This is a genomic window from Ruegeria sp. BF8 (assembly GCF_056538625.1).
This window is the reverse complement of record NZ_JBQFTL010000004.1, coordinates 15,133-31,732: the sequence shown is the minus strand read 5'-3', so window position 1 is coordinate 31,732 and position 16,600 is coordinate 15,133. Positions and strand designations below refer to the sequence as shown.

Annotated in this window: 22 protein-coding genes, 1 tRNA gene and 1 pseudogene; 13 read left to right on the top strand and 11 right to left on the bottom strand. The window is 59.7% G+C overall.

Annotated features, from left to right (window positions below):
* Positions 1 to 38: 38 nt before the first annotated feature.
* The 6 genes and pseudogenes from ACR0LD_RS13740 to ACR0LD_RS13715 all read left to right on the top strand — a co-directional run.
* Positions 39 to 350, top strand: coding sequence for an ETC complex I subunit (locus ACR0LD_RS13740; RefSeq protein WP_170369659.1), 312 nt, complete (start codon positions 39 to 41; stop codon positions 348 to 350).
* Positions 351 to 827 carry a GNAT family N-acetyltransferase gene (locus ACR0LD_RS13735; protein WP_170343251.1) on the top strand — a complete coding sequence of 159 codons (477 nt, stop codon included), beginning with the start codon at positions 351 to 353 and terminating at the stop codon, positions 825 to 827.
* 21 nt (positions 828 to 848) lie between these two features.
* Positions 849 to 925, top strand: a tRNA-Arg gene (locus ACR0LD_RS13730).
* A gap of 313 nt (positions 926 to 1,238) precedes the next feature.
* Complete coding sequence (locus tag ACR0LD_RS13725) at positions 1,239 to 2,339, top strand: AAA family ATPase (RefSeq protein WP_480637451.1); 1,101 nt, start codon at positions 1,239 to 1,241, stop codon at positions 2,337 to 2,339.
* Between the two features lie 48 nt (positions 2,340 to 2,387).
* Positions 2,388 to 2,540: a hypothetical protein gene (locus ACR0LD_RS13720; RefSeq protein ID WP_244952476.1), complete on the top strand. Its 153-nt coding sequence runs from the start codon at positions 2,388 to 2,390 to the stop codon at positions 2,538 to 2,540.
* A pseudogene (locus ACR0LD_RS13715) lies at positions 2,488 to 2,750 on the top strand (integrase core domain-containing protein); the annotation flags it as partial. The gene ACR0LD_RS13720 and the pseudogene ACR0LD_RS13715, both read left to right, overlap by 53 nt.
* On the opposite strand, the gene ACR0LD_RS13710 reads toward ACR0LD_RS13715, so the two are convergent.
* The 4 genes from ACR0LD_RS13710 to ACR0LD_RS13695 all read right to left on the bottom strand — a co-directional run bounded on the left by ACR0LD_RS13710 (position 2,747) and on the right by ACR0LD_RS13695 (position 5,654).
* Positions 2,747 to 3,121 (bottom strand): YidH family protein, encoded by a 375-nt coding sequence (locus ACR0LD_RS13710; protein WP_170360284.1) that lies wholly within the window; start codon positions 3,119 to 3,121, stop codon positions 2,747 to 2,749. The pseudogene ACR0LD_RS13715 and the gene ACR0LD_RS13710 sit on opposite strands and share 4 nt — an antisense overlap.
* A gap of 124 nt (positions 3,122 to 3,245) precedes the next feature.
* Positions 3,246 to 3,746: a Dps family protein gene (locus ACR0LD_RS13705; RefSeq protein ID WP_170360286.1), complete on the bottom strand. Its 501-nt coding sequence runs from the start codon at positions 3,744 to 3,746 to the stop codon at positions 3,246 to 3,248.
* Between the two features lie 69 nt (positions 3,747 to 3,815).
* Entirely contained in the window at positions 3,816 to 5,441 is a 1,626-nt protein-coding gene (locus ACR0LD_RS13700) for an acetolactate synthase large subunit (protein ID WP_480637449.1), read from the bottom strand.
* Positions 5,442 to 5,492: 51 nt separating this feature from the next.
* Complete coding sequence (locus ACR0LD_RS13695; protein ID WP_093961673.1) at positions 5,493 to 5,654, bottom strand: DUF1328 domain-containing protein; 162 nt, start codon at positions 5,652 to 5,654, stop codon at positions 5,493 to 5,495.
* Positions 5,655 to 5,777: 123 nt separating this feature from the next.
* Between ACR0LD_RS13695 and ACR0LD_RS13690 the strand changes: the two genes are divergently transcribed.
* The gene (locus tag ACR0LD_RS13690; protein ID WP_170367725.1) at positions 5,778 to 6,062 is read left to right on the top strand and encodes a DUF883 family protein; all 285 of its coding nucleotides are present in this window, start codon (positions 5,778 to 5,780) and stop codon (positions 6,060 to 6,062) included.
* Positions 6,063 to 6,228: 166 nt separating this feature from the next.
* On the opposite strand, the gene ACR0LD_RS13685 is transcribed toward ACR0LD_RS13690, so the two are convergent.
* On the bottom strand, positions 6,229 to 7,083 hold the full coding sequence (locus ACR0LD_RS13685; protein WP_480637446.1) for a formate/nitrite transporter family protein: 855 nt from the start codon (positions 7,081 to 7,083) through the stop codon (positions 6,229 to 6,231).
* A gap of 187 nt (positions 7,084 to 7,270) precedes the next feature.
* On the opposite strand from ACR0LD_RS13685, the gene ACR0LD_RS13680 reads away from it, so the two are divergent.
* Positions 7,271 to 7,462: a PLD nuclease N-terminal domain-containing protein gene (locus ACR0LD_RS13680; protein ID WP_093961670.1), complete on the top strand. Its 192-nt coding sequence runs from the start codon at positions 7,271 to 7,273 to the stop codon at positions 7,460 to 7,462.
* A gap of 95 nt (positions 7,463 to 7,557) precedes the next feature.
* Here the strand turns inward: ACR0LD_RS13680 and ACR0LD_RS13675 are convergent, their stop codons facing one another.
* Positions 7,558 to 7,956 carry a hypothetical protein gene (locus ACR0LD_RS13675; protein ID WP_170452354.1) on the bottom strand — a complete coding sequence of 133 codons (399 nt, stop codon included), beginning with the start codon at positions 7,954 to 7,956 and terminating at the stop codon, positions 7,558 to 7,560.
* A gap of 63 nt (positions 7,957 to 8,019) precedes the next feature.
* On the opposite strand from ACR0LD_RS13675, the gene ACR0LD_RS13670 reads away from it, so the two are divergent.
* Entirely contained in the window at positions 8,020 to 8,769 is a 750-nt protein-coding gene (locus ACR0LD_RS13670) for a Crp/Fnr family transcriptional regulator (RefSeq protein ID WP_170365262.1), read from the top strand.
* 86 nt (positions 8,770 to 8,855) lie between these two features.
* Here ACR0LD_RS13670 and ACR0LD_RS13665 read toward each other — a convergent pair whose 3' ends face one another.
* From ACR0LD_RS13665 to ACR0LD_RS13655, 3 genes are all read right to left on the bottom strand, one after another.
* Positions 8,856 to 9,425 (bottom strand): PRC-barrel domain-containing protein, encoded by a 570-nt coding sequence (locus ACR0LD_RS13665; protein WP_170373028.1) that lies wholly within the window; start codon positions 9,423 to 9,425, stop codon positions 8,856 to 8,858.
* A gap of 154 nt (positions 9,426 to 9,579) precedes the next feature.
* A complete protein-coding gene (locus ACR0LD_RS13660; RefSeq protein WP_170436632.1) occupies positions 9,580 to 10,200 on the bottom strand; it encodes a PRC-barrel domain-containing protein in 621 nt (206 codons plus the stop codon).
* A 93-nt stretch (positions 10,201 to 10,293) separates the two neighbouring features.
* Positions 10,294 to 10,491: a CsbD family protein gene (locus ACR0LD_RS13655; protein WP_170365257.1), complete on the bottom strand. Its 198-nt coding sequence runs from the start codon at positions 10,489 to 10,491 to the stop codon at positions 10,294 to 10,296.
* Positions 10,492 to 10,703: 212 nt separating this feature from the next.
* Between ACR0LD_RS13655 and ACR0LD_RS13650 the strand changes: the two genes are divergently transcribed.
* The 4 genes from ACR0LD_RS13650 to ACR0LD_RS13635 are packed head-to-tail and all read left to right on the top strand — an operon-like array spanning position 10,704 to position 13,369.
* Positions 10,704 to 11,213, top strand: coding sequence for a hypothetical protein (locus ACR0LD_RS13650; RefSeq protein WP_480637443.1), 510 nt, complete (start codon positions 10,704 to 10,706; stop codon positions 11,211 to 11,213).
* A complete protein-coding gene (locus tag ACR0LD_RS13645; protein WP_480637441.1) occupies positions 11,206 to 11,604 on the top strand; it encodes a phage holin family protein in 399 nt (132 codons plus the stop codon). Before ACR0LD_RS13650 ends, ACR0LD_RS13645 begins: the two co-directional genes overlap by 8 nt.
* Complete coding sequence (locus ACR0LD_RS13640; protein WP_170360304.1) at positions 11,597 to 12,358, top strand: DUF883 family protein; 762 nt, start codon at positions 11,597 to 11,599, stop codon at positions 12,356 to 12,358. The genes ACR0LD_RS13645 and ACR0LD_RS13640 overlap by 8 nt, the downstream gene beginning before the upstream one ends.
* Before the next feature lie 9 nt (positions 12,359 to 12,367).
* Positions 12,368 to 13,369 carry an AI-2E family transporter gene (locus tag ACR0LD_RS13635; protein WP_480637439.1) on the top strand — a complete coding sequence of 334 codons (1,002 nt, stop codon included), beginning with the start codon at positions 12,368 to 12,370 and terminating at the stop codon, positions 13,367 to 13,369.
* Here the strand turns inward: ACR0LD_RS13635 and ACR0LD_RS13630 are convergent.
* Both ACR0LD_RS13630 and ACR0LD_RS13625 read right to left on the bottom strand, forming a co-directional pair.
* Entirely contained in the window at positions 13,366 to 14,862 is a 1,497-nt protein-coding gene (locus tag ACR0LD_RS13630; protein ID WP_480637437.1) for a phospholipase D family protein, read from the bottom strand. The genes ACR0LD_RS13635 and ACR0LD_RS13630 overlap by 4 nt on opposite strands.
* Positions 14,840 to 16,600: a sensor histidine kinase gene (locus tag ACR0LD_RS13625; protein WP_170367746.1), complete on the bottom strand. Its 1,761-nt coding sequence runs from the start codon at positions 16,598 to 16,600 to the stop codon at positions 14,840 to 14,842. The genes ACR0LD_RS13630 and ACR0LD_RS13625 overlap by 23 nt, the downstream gene beginning before the upstream one ends.

Below are 16,600 nucleotides of genomic sequence, written 5' to 3'. Positions count from 1 at the left end.
CATAAACGGTCGCGACCAACCGAGTATGGAGAGGCGACATGCGCGCACGGATTTACCAGCCTGCAAGAAATGCGATGACGTCGGGTATGGCCAAGACCCGCAAATGGGTTTTGGAATTCGCGCCTGCGTCGGCGCGCGAGGTTGATCCGCTGATGGGCTGGACATCGTCTTCTGACATGCAATCCCAGGTTCGCCTGAAGTTCGACACCAAGGAAGAAGCGTTGGACTATGCCAAGGATCATGGCATCGAAGTTCTGGTCAGCGAACCGCACAAGCGCAAACCCAACCTGCGCCAGCGCGGGTATGGCGAGAATTTTGCAACAGACCGCCGCGGTCCCTGGACCCACTGAATGATTGACATCCGCGAAGCGGATCCGACTTCGGCTGCCCTGCGGCCGGTGGTCGAGGCGCATTTCGCGCACAGCGAAACCGCGGGACCCGCCGAAAGCAATCACACGATGGATGCCGAGGCGCTCTCTGGGCCGGGTATTCGGTTCTGGGCCCTGTTTGACGACGACGAGCCTGTGGGGTGCGGCGCATTGAAGGCTTTGCCGGACGGGACGGCCGAGGTGAAATCGGTCCATATCCTGGCCAAAGCACGTGGGCGCGGTTTGGCGCGGACGATGATGAACCACCTGGCCGAATGCGCACGCGCTGACGGAATCTCTGCTCTGGTTCTGGAAACCGGCGCTGCCCATCTGGCCGAGTACGACGCCGCACGCAAACTCTATGAAGCGTTGCGATACAGCTATTGCGGTCCGATCTTTGGGTATCGGGACGATCCCAACAGCGCGTTCATGCGCTTGGCTCTTGAACCCCGGCCCTAAACCGATCAAGAAGGGCCCAGCGGTCCCGTAGCTCAACTGGATAGAGCAGCTGACTTCTAATCAGCAGGTTGAGGGTTCGAGTCCTTCCGGGATCGCCAGTTCCTGATCCTAGTGAGTGACGTTCGACATCCAAAGTCCGTTTTTGCGACAAAAAACGGTTTTTTGAATTGAACTCGAATCTGCTTTGTTTTTAGCGCAGTTCTTTCAACAACTTGTGCGCCGTGTAGCGGTTCGTTCATTCCGGCCGGGTTCGATGGCGCAACCCAATCAGGATGCATTGACACGCAGCATGTTAGATGTTCCCTAATCGTTCCACAGGTTCCGGAACCTTTCACACCCATCAGCCCCGCCCGCCCCGGCGGTGTGGACACCAGCGCGGCAAGCCCTGTCGCGCCACGAAAGGATTCTGCGATGCCCCGTGCCACGACCACGATTCCATTCCATGCGCTGCGGTTCGAAGACGACCTGCCGACGCTGCACGAGGTCGAGCGGCGCCTGAAGACATTTCTGCGCGGCCTCCGCAGGCAACGCCAGGCGGCCCAGACCGGTGACGATGAAGACGGCCGTGACAAGATGGATCAGTTCTTCGACTATCTGAATGAGGCCGAGCGGCGGAAGATCCGGCGTCGCGCGCACCGCTACGTGCAGCGGCTGGACGCCCTGTCCGGCCTGTCTCATCTCAGCGAGGAGAACCGTGCGAAGCTGACGCCCTTGCGTGGCGGGCTGCCGGTCACCCGCATCACCACCGAACACGAGGCGGATGAGATCGCCGCCGCGCTCCACGCCGAGATGCCCTGGATGGCGCCCGCCAGCGAAGCCGTCTGGCACGGGCTGCGGGCCTCGGCGCGCGAGGGCCTGCCCGGTGTCCGTTTCACGCCGCTCGTCCTTATCGGCCCGCCCGGCATCGGCAAGAGCTTTTGGGCCCGGCGGCTGGCCCATCATCTGGAGGTGCCCGCGACCAAGATTGACGCAACGGGCGAGCCGGCGTCCTTCGCGCTCACCGGATCCCAGCGCGGCTGGGGCAGCGCCCACGCGGGCAAGCTGGTCAACACGGTCTTGAACAGCCGGCATGCCGGACCTCTGGTGATCATCGACGAGATAGAGAAAGCCGACGAGGTCCACTCCAACAAAGGCACGCGGCACACGCTGACGGACGCGCTCCTGCCGCAGCTGGAGCGGATGACGGCAGCAACCTGGGAATGCCCGTTCTTCCAGGTCAAGATGGACATGTCCTGGGTCAACTGGGTGATGACGGCGAACAGCAGGCAGGGCCTGCCGGAACCGTTTCAAAGCCGCTGCGTGGTGCTGGACCTGCCGGATCTGACCACGGGGCAGCTAAGGGACTTCGCCATGACCGAAGCCGCGCGGCGGAACCTTCCCGCGCCTGCTGTCGACGCCCTTGCCGCCATCTTCGAGACCGGTGCCGTCAGGCAGAGCCGCCCAAGCCTGCGCTCCGTCGCCCGGATGCTCGACCGCGCCGAGACGCTGGCGATGCGCCCCTTGCTGCATTGAAGACACCGCCCTGACCCATGTGACCATTCCGTACCAGACCGGCCCCCCGTGGTTCTTGGCGACCTGCATTTCGCCCGCTATCAGCGCCATGGGCTCGATCCGATCAAGGCCTGGGGGCTTGAGGACATCCTGTGGGAGGCCGATGTGCTCACCTTGGGAAAACGGCTGCTGCGAAAGCTTCAACGCACGGTTCCGCGATGAACTGCACAACGGCGAGCTATTCTACGGCCTAAGGAAGCCAGAATTCTGATCGAGTAATGGCGTGTCCACTACAACGCCGTCAGGCCACACAGCTCACTGGGCTACTGTCCGCTCGCGCCAGAATGCATCGTGCCGGTGGACCAGAGGCCGATAATGTACCAACAATCAAACCCCACCACCCGACGGGGGCACGCCAAGTGCCTCAATTAGACAAGCCACAAAACAAGGCAACATGCGATTGATCCGAGGGACAGGCTCCCAACAACCAACTGCAAGTGGAAGCGAGATGCTGGTTGGGCGCTGTGTGCTTCCAATCGGGAATACACGCGGCGGGCGTTCATCCAGGCTCCCCAATAGATCAGCAGCGAGATCAACACAAAAAGAGTGGCTGCGGCTTTCGCCAGCCACTCGGGCTCGACGGCGGAAAATACGGCCTTGAGCCCAAGGGCGATGGCTACGCATGCCATTCCGGTTCTCATCCAGCCTGCAAATGTGCGCTCATTTGCCAAAATCGTGCGGTCTTCGGCCCAGTCGGTCCGCTCCTCGGCCAAGTTTTGGCTTTTCGTGTTTTTTCCAGACATTGCCGCCCTTTGGACTGGTCACCAGATTGAAATGTGCAGGCTTGCCGGTTTTTCGGCAAGCCTGCGCAAGACCTTAAACGCGCACGGTTGGGTCGCAAAACGACACACGCGCCCGGGCACCCCGTCAGCTTGATTTGGAGATCGCCCGCAGCATCCACGCTGCCTGCTCATGAAAAGCCGAACGTTCGGTCGCCAGATCTTCGGTCACGACGTCTTTGCGGCTTCCTGCAAGCTCGGTCAGGGCGTGCAGGCGGTGCGCCACTCGTTCGTGATCAGCAGCCAGATCTTCGATCATGTCGGCGGCGGACAGGTCCCCTTCGCGATCTTTGATGGCCGAGAAATCGAGGATGTCGGACATACGCGAGGGTGCCAGATGACCCAGCGCGCGGATGCGTTCCGCGATCTCATCAGCGGCGGCGAACATGTTTTCGTACTGTTCTTCGGTCAGCTTGTGAATCGAGTAGAACAGCGGGCCTTCCACGTTCCAGTGATACGCATGTGTCTTGAAGGTCAGCCGGTAGGTATCGGCCAGAACATCAGCCAAACCCTTGGCCAAGGGCGCGGTGTCGCGCACGCCAGTGGAAACGGGGTTTTCGTTCGGGACAACGTTCAATGCGTCGGTCATGACAACTCCTTTTTTCTACTGGGGAAGAAACGCCCAAAGGCGGATTTGGTTCCACTTTCGGCGGAAAAATCAGGTGACGGTGGGCATCCCGCCATCAGCCGAATAGTCGACCGACGCCCGCAGCAAGGTCGGAACGGCGACGTCAGCCGCCGCCTGCAGCGCAGGAGCAAGTTTGCTGTGACTTTCGATATCGTGGTAGATCCAGCCAAAGGATCGGGTCAGTGACTCCCAATCGGGGTTGCCGAAGGAAAACTCGCGCGCACCTGGCTGTTTTTCGTCGATCAGACCATAGCCGTTGTCTTCCCAGATCAGAACGGTAACAGGCACGCACAACCGGGCCGCCGTCTCCATCTCCTGAACGTTCATCAGGAAGTCCCCATCACCGCAAACGGCGATCACCCGACCCTCGTCCAACAGGCGCGCAGCCTCGATCGCTCCGGGCAGCGCAAGGCCCATACCGGCCAGGCCGTTCGGAATGATGATTTGCCCCGCCCGGCGCGCTTGAACCTTGCTGGCGACCCAAAGCTTGTGCAGGCCCACGCCAGACAGCAAAACGTCGCTTTCGCGAAGCGTTTCGGAAATCGCCTGACATATGTCCGACGGCGCGACACAAGCGGCGTCGGAAGGTGTTGGCCCACCTTCCAGCGAGGCGTCAATCCTCCGCTGAAGATCTTTGAACCAGCTTTGCGGGGGACGTTCGGCCGTGGCCTTTGCCAGAACGTCGATGCAGTGCGGAAGGTCGCCTGTCAGAGCGGCCTTTACCGGCCAGTCCACATCAACGGTCGAGGCCACGTCCGAGACCTCAAGAACCGGCTTCTTACCGCCCATCGAAATGTTCGAGGGTGGATATTCGACCGGGTCAAACCCGATGGCAATGATCAGGTCGCACAGGTCGAAGGCTTCTGATGCCAATTCTTTGCCCGGCTGACCGATCGAATGCAGCGAGAGCGGGTGTCCCGGAGGCAGAACGCCTTTGGCCATGAACGTCGTGACGACCGGGGCAGAAAGGCTTTCTGCAAGTGCCCGAACGTCGCTTGCGGTGCCGGATCGGATCACCCCGTGTCCCGCAAGGATCAAGGGCTTTTTCGCCTCGGCCAGCAGGCGCGCGGAACGGATGACCGCATCGGCCGCCGGTCGCACCTCGGCTGGCGGCGGCGCCACGAAAGGTTCGGCCAGAATCGGGACCTCGGCCAGATCTTCGGGCAGGGAAAGATGGACGGCTCCGGGTTTGTCGAGCTTGCTCAATCGCACGGCCTCGGCCACGACTTGGGGGATTTCATCCGCAACCATCAGCGTTCGGCTCAACTTGGTGACTGGCGCGAAGAGTGCTTCGAGATCGATGATCTGATGGCTTTCGCGGCCCAGCCTGGACCGCGCCCCCTGTCCCGTGAGGGCGATCAGCGGCACATGGTCAAGCGTAGCGTCAGCCACACCGGTGACAAGGTTGGTCGCTCCAGGTCCAAGCGTCGAAAGGCAAACCGCCGGGTTCCCCGTCAATCGACCATGAACCGATGCCATGAACGCCGCCGACTGCTCGTGCCGGCACAGGACGAAGTCGATGCTCGACTTGTCGATTGCGGCGATCAGATCGGTTGTTTCCTCACCCGGAACACCGAATGCACAGGTCACGCCGTTGGCTTCCAGGCAGGCAATCAGCAATTCGGCGGCGGTTTGGGTATGGACGGCATCTTTCATAGGGCTTTGAACCTCGGGGTACTGTTTCAGGGAGTGCGGATGCGCGGGGGCTTACCCACGGATCAGCCGCAAGATCAGCGAACCGATGAACAGGACCAGAAAGATCACGAAAAGGATCTGTGCGATACCGGCCGAGGCAGACGCGATGCCGCCAAACCCGAAGATGCCAGCAACGATAGCAAGTGCGAAAAAGATCAGCGCCCAAGACAACATGGGATTTCCTTTCATTTTTGTGACTACTGACGGGTCAACGCTTGGAACCCCAGATTGGTTCCGGATCATTTTGGTGGAACCTTTGGCGACCGCCCGCGTTGGGTCGATGAAAGGAGATCTGACATGACACAGAAAACGGCGAAGAAGGCCCCTCAGGACACTCCGCATGTCGAGATGGCGGCGCGGATCGACGAAGTGGCCAAGGAGGCAAAATCAGCGTTGGAAGATGGCGTAACCGCAACGCGTGACACGTTGAAGACGGCGCGCGACGAGGCGCAAAAGCAGCTGACACAGACATCCGAGAAAAGTGCCGCATTCGTGCGCGAGAACCCGGGCTTGGCAATGGTCGGAGCGTTGGGCGTGGGTGTCCTGCTGGGCCTCGCGTTGCGCAAGGCGGACCGCGGTTAGAACACGCGGTACACCGCGACCGATATGGGCATCGAATACGTATTGCCGGCCATGCTCGGCTTGGGTTTGGCCGGTCTACTGATCTGGTTTTTCATCAGGAATCGCTGACAGCGCTATTCGTCACTGCCACGCCAACCAGCCCGCCATCCCAACGACCCAAAGCGCCTCAGCCGCGCTTTGGGTCTTCTTCTATTTCGGGTTTGATCTGGGCGTAGGCCAGCATCGTGAAGACAGCGGTTCCTCCGATGATGTTGCCGGCGAGAACGGGTAGGAAAAAGCTGAAAACGGCTGCGCCTGCTGGCAACTGCCCCTGAAGCATCAGAACCGCCATTTCCACCGATCCGGCAACGACGTGGGTAAAGTCACCGGCCGCAATCATCCAAGTGAAGATGACGATTACCAGCACCTCGTTGTTCTGTGCCGAAGGCAGCATCCAAACGATCGCCGCAATTAGGATTCCCGCCGGTATTCCGCGCAGAAAGCCAACCCAGGCGCCCATGCCGGTGGCGTGGTGGCTCAGGTCGTTGATGACCGAGACGAGCTGGGGCGACAACACCGGCGTATGGATCAGGAAGGCAGATATCGCAAACGCCCCCAGCACATTGGCACCCAGTACGATTGCCCACAGCCTCGCGGTTTTGGTGAAGCAGGCAATGGACGGATTTATCATGGCTGGAACAACAGTCGTAATCGTGTTTTCGGTGAATAGCTGCATCCGCCCCAAAATGACCAGGACAAAGCCGAGGGAATAACCCAGGTTCTCGATCAGAAAGCGCCCGCTGGTTTCGGGCAGATGTGCTCGCAAGATCGCTTCGCCGAGCACCGAAAAGCTGATCAGCACGCCTGCGGCAATCCCGGACCAGAACAACGCTTTGGTCGGGCGGTCCAGTTCCTCCTCGCCGTTTTGGCGGATGGTCTCGAATATCAGGCGCGGAGACAGGCCGGACGCTTCTTCGACCGCTTCGCGCTCACTTTCTTTCTCGACAAGATCTTTTCGCGGCGCTTTGATTTTATCGGACATTTTGACCCCATGTATCGACCTTCAAACCCAACGTTCTGCCGGTCGTTTTGGTTCCGTCAGGTACAAAGTTCCTCAAACCTTCTGAAAGAACTGGGATCACGCCCAGATCTTTGTCGGGAACTTTCGGCTACCTATCGCGTTGTTTCCTCGTAGGAACAACGACACGTAATTCGAAAGGAACTTCGGTATGGTGGAAGTATATGGCATTGGCGGTCTGATCGTCCTGGTTTTGTCGATCTGGGCCATAATCTCGATCATCGGTTCGTCTGCGACGACCGGTGCGAAAATCCTGTGGGTCCTTTTCGTTCTGTTGCTTCCGGTCATCGGATTCATCTGCTGGCTGATCTTTGGCCCGAAGGCCGCGCGCAGCGCGATCTGATCAGTTCGGAAATTGTCAGTACAAAAACAAAGCGCGGCATCGGCCGCGCTTTTTTCGTTCAAGGATATTGGGGGCACAATGCGCCCTGCGCCGACTCACCCAGGATCTGAACCGACCTTCAAGCCGTTCCCACTGAAATCGATGGATGCGATCTTGCGTGCAAGATCTGCGGCCGTGAAAGGCCGTATCAGAGCCGCGCATTCAAATTGCGCTTGCACCTCGGGGGACGGGTCCAGCAGCAACAGTGCACTGCCGCGTTCAACCAACAGCCGCGCGACGGCGTCAAATGACGTCTCACTTCTGCGATAGCTCAGTACGCTCAGGGCCGGGGCGAATTCGGGGTCCTGCCAGAAATGCCCGCCCGCGTGCAGCTCGCGGATATGGACAATGCGATCGGGCGAAACTCCGGGGATGGCGTCACTGATGTCCGCTGCTTCGATAAAGTTTTCCGTAACAATTAAAACATCTGCTACGCTGCGGGAAGAGGCTTCCATAAATACCATCCTGAAATCTGTTCGATGCCACCGTAGGGCAATCCCGCAGCGCCGCAATAAACTATGACACAGCAACGAAAAATTTCTCTGATCGCATGTGCGGACTGTCCGCTGAGGCAGATGGATGTCTTCCTGCCGTTCTCGGGAGACGACCTGCGGTTCATGCAGGGGTTCAAAACCGGCGAGATGCAGGCCGAACCCGGAACACAGCTGTTCATCGAGGGTGCGAAATCCGCGCATCTGTTCACGGTTCTGAGCGGGATGGGCGTTCGTTACAAAACGCTGGAAAACGGTCGTAGGCAGGTCATCGGTTTTGTGCTTCCGGGCGATCTTGTCGGGCTGCAAGCTGGCGTCATGGGCGAGATGCGGCACTCGGTCGAAGCGACAACCGCGATGCGGCTGTGCGTTTTCAATCGCTCTCGGCTGTTCGAGTTATATCAGAACCAGCCTGATCGGGCCTTTGACCTTACATTCCTGGCAGCCGTCGAAGAGCATTTCCTGGGCGACGCCCTGACAACCGTTGGCCAGCGCGGCGCGATCGAGAAGATCGCGTGGAGCCTGCACCGCTTCTACACAAGGTCGCAGGCCGTCGGATTGGCTAAAGGCTTGCGGTGTCCGCTGCCCTACCGGCAGCAGGATCTTGCGGATGCGTTGGGCTTGTCGCTGGTTCACACGAACAAGACCCTGCGCCGGCTGAAGGATCTCGGTCTGGCCGAGTGGTCCAACAATGTGCTGCAGATCAACGATCTTGAGGGTCTGGCCGAGCTTGGCTTGGTCGAAATCACCGAGGCCGTTCCACGACCGCTGATCTGATCGCGGCGGATGGACGGGAATTAAAGAACCGCCGACCGAAAAATCGGCCGGCGGCTTGATCACATGCTTTGCGACTGAGGAGCCGTTTACGACCCTTCGTAGGCCGGCATGTCCTTCAGCATCTCCTTGTCCGCGTGAACGAAGGCATAGGTGGTATCACCATCGACTTCACGCATCAGCGACACGCGCGAGAAATCGATCAGAACATCCTTTTCCCCCAAGCCGAGGAACCCGCCGACGCCGATCACGGCACCATCGACCGATCCGTCCATGTCAACGACGACCTCTTCGATCTCGCCGATCCACTCTTGCGAGACGTCATAGACGCGCATGCCGGTCAGATCTTCGGCCGGGATGGTGCCTTGGGCAACGGGGACATAACCCTCGATGTCGATGGTGGTGGGGTCGACTGCATCGGCCACCTGCCCAGCTTTTTCGCTGATGTACTCACCGGTTGCTTCGGCTGCCTGGTCGACGTCTTCCGCCGTGTTCTGCGCAGCGTTCTTGATATCCTGCGCGGTATTCGACAGCGCATCACCGGCTGCCTCGGCTGCCTCTTCCAGGTTCTTGCCGACTTCTTCGACATTCGAGCTTTCTGCATAGGCCGATGCCGACATCACCAAAACGATCGAAGTTGTGGTCAGAAAACGTTTCATAGCTCACTCCTTTGGTCTGTTCTGACCGCATTTCCCGCGGTCTTGTTGAACAAACGAATGACGCCGCGACTTGTTCCCAAAAGAATGCAAAAATATTTGTTTTAAAAAGAAAAAACCGCGCATCTGCGCGGTTTGATAAGCCGTGTCCAGATACTCAGACCGGGTGCAGCGGATCGGAAGATCTGGACAGAACCATGTAGTGTTCGTCGTCGGGAATATTACGTAACTCGGCGAATGGAAAACTCAGGATATCTGGTCGCCCGTCGATCAGAAGAAACCGCAGTGCCTTGGTGTCAGGGTCGAACTCAATATCCTTGAATCTGCCCAACTCACCAGTCGAGTCAAACACGGGGTTGCCCTGCAACTTCGTAAACCATCGGAAGTTGCTACCGGGTGGCGTGGGTTGGGGGCGTTGGCGGAGGGCGTCATTCAGGACCGCCCCCATCACAACCGGTGCAATCGCGTTGCCGAACGGCCCTATGACCAGGGGCGGCAGGCCTTCGATGGCCACTGCAAGGGGATCTTCGTCGTCTTTGCGCTGATGAAGGTGATCCAATTGTTGTTGGGAGAACGCGCACTCTATCTCGCTTGCGCCAAGATCGAGCGTATCGGCCGTGAACGCCACCGGGTCATTCCCCCCGGTCATGCTCAGATTGACCAAGACGTACTCCAACTCGGTCTGCCCAGCGCGGATGGCGATATCGGAAACGCGACCAATTGCGTGGTCGGTTCCAGCTGAGACAACGGGCGTGTTGATGAGGTCAGACAGCTTCATGCGCTCGTGATTACCTTTGGGGTCGGTCTTGGGAGTGTGTGGGGCGCCGTTGGTTTGACGCCACCCCACGCGATATGTGCATCCAACTTTGCGCTACATGTCCTTCATCAGGCGATCCACGATTTCCCGAACGTCCTCTTTCGAGTCTCCGTATTTCTTTTGGATGATGCCTTCCAGTTGCTCGCGATCGCCGCGCGCTTGTTCGATTTCATCATCAGTCAATTCTCCGAAACGCTCGATCAGCTTGCCTTTGAATTCGGTCCAGCGTCCAAGAATTTGGTCCCAGTTCATCGTAATTTCCTTTCGATTGCTTCGTCGCTGTCAGTGAAACGCATCAAACTCGAACTGGTTCCGGGCGCCGGCGATTTTTCTGCACCTGCCAAGATGCGAGGGCGATTGGACGGCTACCGAACTGTGTCCTCAGTGGCGTCCGAAGTGGTCTTGGGAACAATCTCGCTAGCCATGCGTTGGGGGCTTGAGACCTCAACACAGGAGATCGAACCATGCCACGTCAAACCGAGACCACGGAGAAAGCAAAAGCCCATGCCCAGGATCTGGCCGGCAAGGCAAAGGACACCGTGACCGCCGAGGCCTCGGCCCGGGCCGAAGCCTTGAAAGACAGCGCAGCGCAGGAGGCTGAGAGTGCCGCTCATGCAGCCGACGCAGCCGCCGATGCATTTCCCGACCAATCTGTGCAGCATCAGGTCCTGTCGAGGATTGCGGACAACATGGAGGCCGTGGCTGGGCAGGTGCGCTCTGCCGATTTGGCCAGTGTGAGCCGAAAGGTCTCTGATTTCGCCCAGCAAAACCCGCTGTTGTTCGTCGGATCGGTTGCCCTGGCCGGGTTTGCCGCAGCCCGTTTCCTGAGCGCGCGCAACACCGGCGCGGCTCAATCTGCATCTTTTGGTGCAGATCCTTGGGATATTGATCCGTTGCCGCTGCATGGGACTTCGGTCGATACGTCGGGCCACACCAGCGCGCTGGCGCGGATGAATGGTGGCCGCGATGCATAACCCCAACGATCTGCGATCGGCACCGGGGCTTTTGGCAAACGCGCTCAAACATCTGTCGAGTTTGCTTCAGGCTGAGGCGAAGCTAGCCAAGGAGGAGTTGTCCCGAAACCTGACGCGAGCGGGCGTAGGGCTGGCCTGCATTGGCATTGCTCTGATCCTGTTGATGATCGCGCTGAACCTCCTGGCCACAGCCCTAGTCGCGTATATCGCCGCCAATGGATTGTCGGCGGGTATGGCCTCGTTGCTCGTTGGCGCGGGCTTGGCACTGGCTGCTGCGTGCCTGGCGCTTTTTGGCCAGTCCCGCATGTCCGCCACCGCGCTGGTCCCCGAGAAATCCATGAAAAACCTGCAGCGCGACATCGAAGCGATGAAGGATTCGACCCATGTCTGACCTGACACCCCTTGAGACGCAGATCGCATATGAACGCAGCGCCCTTGCACGCTCGCTGAACGCTCTGTCGGATACGCTGGCGCCGCAGCGCCTGGCAGACGAGGCGAAATCGTCGCTTGAAGCCTATGGTGGGCAGATCGGTGCGCAGCTCTGGTCCGCGGCTCGAAAAAACCCGGCCGCCTTCGCTCTGTTCGGTGCAGGGGCAGCCCTTTTGGTTGCGGGCCCCGGGTCCGGCGCAAAAAGCACCCAATCCCCGCCCCAGGCCGTACCTCCGCAGCAGGCCTTCAACGGGTTTGATCAGCGTGTCGCCGACGCCGACAGCCGCATGAAACAGGAGATGACCGGAATGACTGAACACAGCCAATCTGCCAGCGTGCTGTCCGCCGCCTTGGACCGTGGTCTGGACAAGCTGTCCCCCCAATCCCGTGCCCGGGTGATCGAGGCGCGCAAGGCCGCAATCAGTGCGCAGCAAGCGGTCGAGAAGCGTGCGCGGAAGGCGGCGAAGGCCTCGCAAACCTTCGTTCATGATCAGCCGCTGGCGGCCGGAGCATTAGCGCTGGGCGTAGGTATTCTGGCTGGCGCTCTGCTGCCCAACACCCGCAAAGAGGACGAGTTGCTGGGCCATCGGCGCGATCAGCTGATGCGACAGGCCCAACGGGTTTTGAACGAAGAACTGGACAAACTGCATGCCGCGGCCAACGCACGGCTGGATGAGGCCGCTGATCGGGCCTCTGACGCTTTGCGCAGTCAGTGAAGCGCACCCATGCAAACTGCTTTCAGCTCTCCATCGGCCTTGCGTGCGATGCTGGCGATCCTGACCGGGATTGCCATCATCACCGCTTTGTACCTGGCCCGGTCGATCGTTGCGCCGATCACCTTCGCTTTGGTTTTGGGGGTCGTGGTTGCCCCGCTTGCGGACAAGCTTGAGAAGGTCGGTTGCCCGCGTGTGATATCCGCCTCGGCACTGCTGTTCGTGACCAGCACCGTCATCGTCGCGGCATTCCTTCTGCTTGAACCATTGCTGTCCACGCTGGTCGAACAGTTGCCTGCCATCAAACGCGAGTTGCGCTCTTGGGTCGCCGCGATGTCCGAGTTCATTCGGGGTATCGAAACGCTTGGACGCGAGATCGAGGAAACCGTCGGCGCCGATGGGGCAGCGGAAACGGAGTCCGCCCTTCCGTCAGTGATGGATGCTTTGTGGCTGGCGCCCAATTTCGGATCAAAGATCCTGATTTTCATCGGCACGCTCTTCTTTTTCGTTTTGACCCGACCCGAGCTCTATGCCGCAGCCGGCCCGTTGACGGAGCGGCTGTATCTGGCTGACCGCGCGGTCTATCGCTATTTCGCTGCCGTAACTTTGGTCAATTTCGGCCTCGGGACGGTAACGGCTGTGGCCTTGGGGCTGATCGGCATCAATGACGCCGTGATCTGGGGGGTGGCCGCCGGCCTTCTGAATTTTGTGCTGTATCTCGGCCCGCTGATGATCCTGACCGGCCTTCTGATCGCCGGCTTAACCCAGTTCGGCGGAGCCGCGGCCCTGTTGCCACCCCTGATTTTCCTGGCGATCAATCTGTCCGAGGCACAATTCGTAACACCCGCCTTCGTCGGCCAACGTCTGCAGGTGAACCCGCTGGTCGTATTCATCGCCATCATCTTTGGGCTTTGGCTGTGGGGACCGGTCGGCGCCATCGTCGCACTTCCGATCCTGCTGTGGTTCGGCGTATTGATGCACCCCAAGGTCATGAGCCCGGTCGCGACCACCTAGACGATGTTTTCAGTTACCCCTGGCAGCGGTTGCCGCATGTCGCGCGCAACGTCGGCGTCATGCGGGACCAGGAAGCCGCTGCGCGCTTCGGGGCGCCGCACGCCGTTGGCCTGAACCTCTCGCCGCCACCAGTCGAACATGGCATCGGGCTCGATCGGTTTGCTCAGATCATCCGAGAACCACCAATGGTCCACCAGGGCCTGCCGCAGAACCGCGACCCGCTGCCGGTCGGTGATCCGAAGGGCGACCTCTGTGTCCCACCGCAAAGACCGTCCGTTCAGGTTGGCGGAACCGACCAAGGCATGACTGTCATCCACCACCAGAACTTTGTTGTGAACGTGAATGATCGGAGACCCGCTCAGAACTTCAGCGCTGGCATCGGCCCCACTGGCCGAAATAGGTTGGACTGGGGTCGACACCGAAACCCGGTCTTGGAACCCCTGCTGGATGATCTCCAGACATTTGGCCTGCAGGTCCAAACCGTATTGCGCGTCCAGTCCGTCATGCCCGCCAAAGGCCACTTCCTCGGGCAAGGCTGGCAGAACAAGCACCAGTTTCAGATCCTGCTTGGCTTGGCCTGCTTCAACCAGAGCCTCGGCCAGCCGGGTTGATCTGAAATACTGGGTCTCGATGTGCAGAAGTTGCCGCGCGGCTTGAAAGGCGGCGATGTGTTCATCCTCGATTTCATGCGCGATGGTCTTTGGCGACAACCGCCAGAACGCAAACCGGCGCGGGCTGGACAGGGTACGGCGCAGATGGGTCGGTCGGGGGTCAGGTTGTCCGGTTGCGATTTCCTGTTCGAACCGGTCGATATGGCGCGCGGCCTCGGCGGCCTCGGGTCCGCGGACCAGCAATTGAACGTCTGACCACGTGTCCTTGGCCAGACGGTCGTGATCCGGTGTGTCAAAGCGCCTTTCGTTCAAGTCCAATCCGCCGAGGTAGCAGACCTCATTGTCGATCACGGCGACTTTCTGATGGTGCGACACGGTGTGAAGCCGGGGCAACATGTCCGACCCCAGCCTTACCGCCTGCCGTTCGCGTCGTTCGCGGGACAGTTCCTGCATCCGCTGCGCCTTTTTTCGCAAAACCGCGGGTAACAGCGTGGCCAAAGGCAATGCGCCGGCCTGCGCGGGATGCATGGACACGCGAACGCTCAAGCGCGCGGCCAGTTCAGGGCCAAGGATTTCCGCAAGCGCAACCGCCTGCCGTTTGGTGCGCCAGCTCAGTTCGTGCAACTCGGTCGCAAAGATCGGATCGAAATCGCTGATGACCAGATGAAACGAGACACCCTTGCAGATGACATGCTCGATCAGGTCAAACCAGGTATCGCCGATCCGGCGCGCCTCATCGCTTCGCAGCCGTGTCATGAAATCGAATATCCGAAAACTTGCCTTGATCTGGTGCCGGGCCTCCAGAACCGCTTTTTCCAAGGCGGGCCAGGCTTGCTCGGCCGTGATCAGGACCTCAAAGTCATTCTGCTGCGGCACGGGCATCACCGCCTCTCTCATCCGCAATGGTCTGTGGTTCGCTATCCCCTTCTACTTCGGCGATTTCGAACGTCACCTCATAAACATAATGCGATGATGTCTCGGTTATGGTTTCGTAACCGTCCAATTGGCGAAGGAAGGCCTGCATCAGCCGTTGACCGATCCCGCCACTGTGGAACAAATCCGCACCGTCGTCTGTCTGCCCGCGCGTGTTGGAGATTTTCAGATGCAAGATGCTCTCCTCGGGTCGGGTTAATTCCACCGAGATTGTCGGCGGTCCGTCCTGCGGTACGCCTACGTATTTGACCGCGTTCGTCAGCGCCTCGGCCACCAGCATCGACATCGTGACGGCCTGATCCTGCCCCAGTTCGACCGGCGCGATCCGGCAGTCGACCTCGACCACCTGACCCAGAATTGGCGGTCGATGCGCCAGTTCGGCCACCAAATGCCCGATGAGAGCCTCGGTGTTGATCGTCGTCATCTGCGAGTTCTGGTTCAAGGTTTGGTGCACCATGGCCAGGCCGCGAACCCGACGCTGCAACTGTTCCAGCAAGCGCCGGGCCTCGGGGGTTTCAGCCTTGCGCAAATGCATGTTCATGATCGAAGCGATCAGTTGCAGGTTGTTTTTGACACGATGGTGAACCTCGCGCAACAACAGCGTTTTTTCGACAAGATCCCGTTCGTGCTGTGCCTCAGCCTCGCGGATCAACAAGACCATGCGGTTGAATGCAGTCTGGATTTGCTGAAACTCCTGCGGCGCGCCCGCAAGGCTTTCAATCGGGTCGCGCTCGCCCAAGGCAAAGCGACGAACGGCGGAACGCAAGCTGTCGAGATGCCGGATCACCAATCGATGCAGGCCCCACAGGGCAACTCCCAGTCCGGTAACCCACATCAGGATGGGAAACGCAATGGTCAGGGCCGTACTGCCTGCACCAACAGAGGCCAGAGCCGCCTCGCGCGGCCAACTGCCGATTACGGCAACTTCGCCCGGAATGATGGTGGCAACTGCAAAAACCCGATCCTCGCCTCCGACCGTCTTGGCGGAAAAGGTCTTGCCGGAACTGGACAGAACCAACAGATTTTCCTGCACGGGCGGCAGGAATTGCTGGACCGCGTCCAGGCCGACATTTGACGACAGCACTTCTCCGGTCGCGTCGAAAAGGGCGATGACGACGTCGCTGTCAATGTTGCCAACATCCAAGGGCGTCCGCGCCAACGCATGCGGTATCGAGATGGAAACGAACCCCACAAGTTCGGTCCTGTTCAGGACCGGCTGGGTCACGATGATCACCGATTGCCCGGTCGCCGCGCCGGCACGATTGACAGAAAACGTAAGTTGCGGATTTTCAGAGATCTGCCCGAAACCGGGCGCGTCCGACAAATCGATGGCTCGCTCGACGGTCGAGCAGGCCATGACCCCGTTTGGCTGAATAAACCCGGCAAATACGAACTCGGGCTGGCGTTCGACGAACCGGCGCATGAGGTCCGAACAAGCAGCATTGTCCAAGCCTCCCTCGGCAAGCGCTGCTGTGAGTCCCGAACTTGCACCAACGGCTTTTTGCAAAAGCTCCCGTTCCCGGCTGGCCGCCTCAATCGTGCGCGCCAGCACCGAGGCCCGCGATCTTTCGTCGGCCTCGGTAATAACAGCGCGTGTCTGCAATACCGCAATCAGCCCCAAAGGCAGAAGTGCCAGAGTGACCAGCGCTGCAAGATAAACGGTCAGGCTGCGCGGCTTCGCATCCAT

Bases quoted from the DNA above. Each gene is read 5' to 3' on its own strand.
- ACR0LD_RS13740 (WP_170369659.1), top strand. From the start codon at position 39: ATGCGCGCACGGATTTACCAGCCTGCAAGAAATGCGATGACGTCGGGT.
- ACR0LD_RS13735 (WP_170343251.1), top strand. From the start codon at position 351: ATGATTGACATCCGCGAAGCGGATCCGACTTCGGCTGCCCTGCGGCCG.
- ACR0LD_RS13725 (WP_480637451.1), top strand. From the start codon at position 1,239: ATGCCCCGTGCCACGACCACGATTCCATTCCATGCGCTGCGGTTCGAA.
- ACR0LD_RS13710 (WP_170360284.1), bottom strand. From the start codon at position 3,121: ATGTCTGGAAAAAACACGAAAAGCCAAAACTTGGCCGAGGAGCGGACC.
- ACR0LD_RS13705 (WP_170360286.1), bottom strand. From the start codon at position 3,746: ATGACCGACGCATTGAACGTTGTCCCGAACGAAAACCCCGTTTCCACT.
- ACR0LD_RS13700 (WP_480637449.1), bottom strand. From the start codon at position 5,441: ATGAAAGATGCCGTCCATACCCAAACCGCCGCCGAATTGCTGATTGCC.
- ACR0LD_RS13695 (WP_093961673.1), bottom strand. From the start codon at position 5,654: ATGTTGTCTTGGGCGCTGATCTTTTTCGCACTTGCTATCGTTGCTGGC.
- ACR0LD_RS13690 (WP_170367725.1), top strand. From the start codon at position 5,778: ATGACACAGAAAACGGCGAAGAAGGCCCCTCAGGACACTCCGCATGTC.
- ACR0LD_RS13685 (WP_480637446.1), bottom strand. From the start codon at position 7,083: ATGTCCGATAAAATCAAAGCGCCGCGAAAAGATCTTGTCGAGAAAGAA.
- ACR0LD_RS13680 (WP_093961670.1), top strand. From the start codon at position 7,271: ATGGTGGAAGTATATGGCATTGGCGGTCTGATCGTCCTGGTTTTGTCG.
- ACR0LD_RS13675 (WP_170452354.1), bottom strand. From the start codon at position 7,956: ATGGAAGCCTCTTCCCGCAGCGTAGCAGATGTTTTAATTGTTACGGAA.
- ACR0LD_RS13670 (WP_170365262.1), top strand. From the start codon at position 8,020: ATGACACAGCAACGAAAAATTTCTCTGATCGCATGTGCGGACTGTCCG.
- ACR0LD_RS13665 (WP_170373028.1), bottom strand. From the start codon at position 9,425: ATGAAACGTTTTCTGACCACAACTTCGATCGTTTTGGTGATGTCGGCA.
- ACR0LD_RS13660 (WP_170436632.1), bottom strand. From the start codon at position 10,200: ATGAAGCTGTCTGACCTCATCAACACGCCCGTTGTCTCAGCTGGAACC.
- ACR0LD_RS13655 (WP_170365257.1), bottom strand. From the start codon at position 10,491: ATGAACTGGGACCAAATTCTTGGACGCTGGACCGAATTCAAAGGCAAG.
- ACR0LD_RS13650 (WP_480637443.1), top strand. From the start codon at position 10,704: ATGCCACGTCAAACCGAGACCACGGAGAAAGCAAAAGCCCATGCCCAG.
- ACR0LD_RS13645 (WP_480637441.1), top strand. From the start codon at position 11,206: ATGCATAACCCCAACGATCTGCGATCGGCACCGGGGCTTTTGGCAAAC.
- ACR0LD_RS13640 (WP_170360304.1), top strand. From the start codon at position 11,597: ATGTCTGACCTGACACCCCTTGAGACGCAGATCGCATATGAACGCAGC.
- ACR0LD_RS13635 (WP_480637439.1), top strand. From the start codon at position 12,368: ATGCAAACTGCTTTCAGCTCTCCATCGGCCTTGCGTGCGATGCTGGCG.
- ACR0LD_RS13630 (WP_480637437.1), bottom strand. From the start codon at position 14,862: ATGCCCGTGCCGCAGCAGAATGACTTTGAGGTCCTGATCACGGCCGAG.
- ACR0LD_RS13625 (WP_170367746.1), bottom strand. From the start codon at position 16,600: ATGGATGCGAAGCCGCGCAGCCTGACCGTTTATCTTGCAGCGCTGGTC.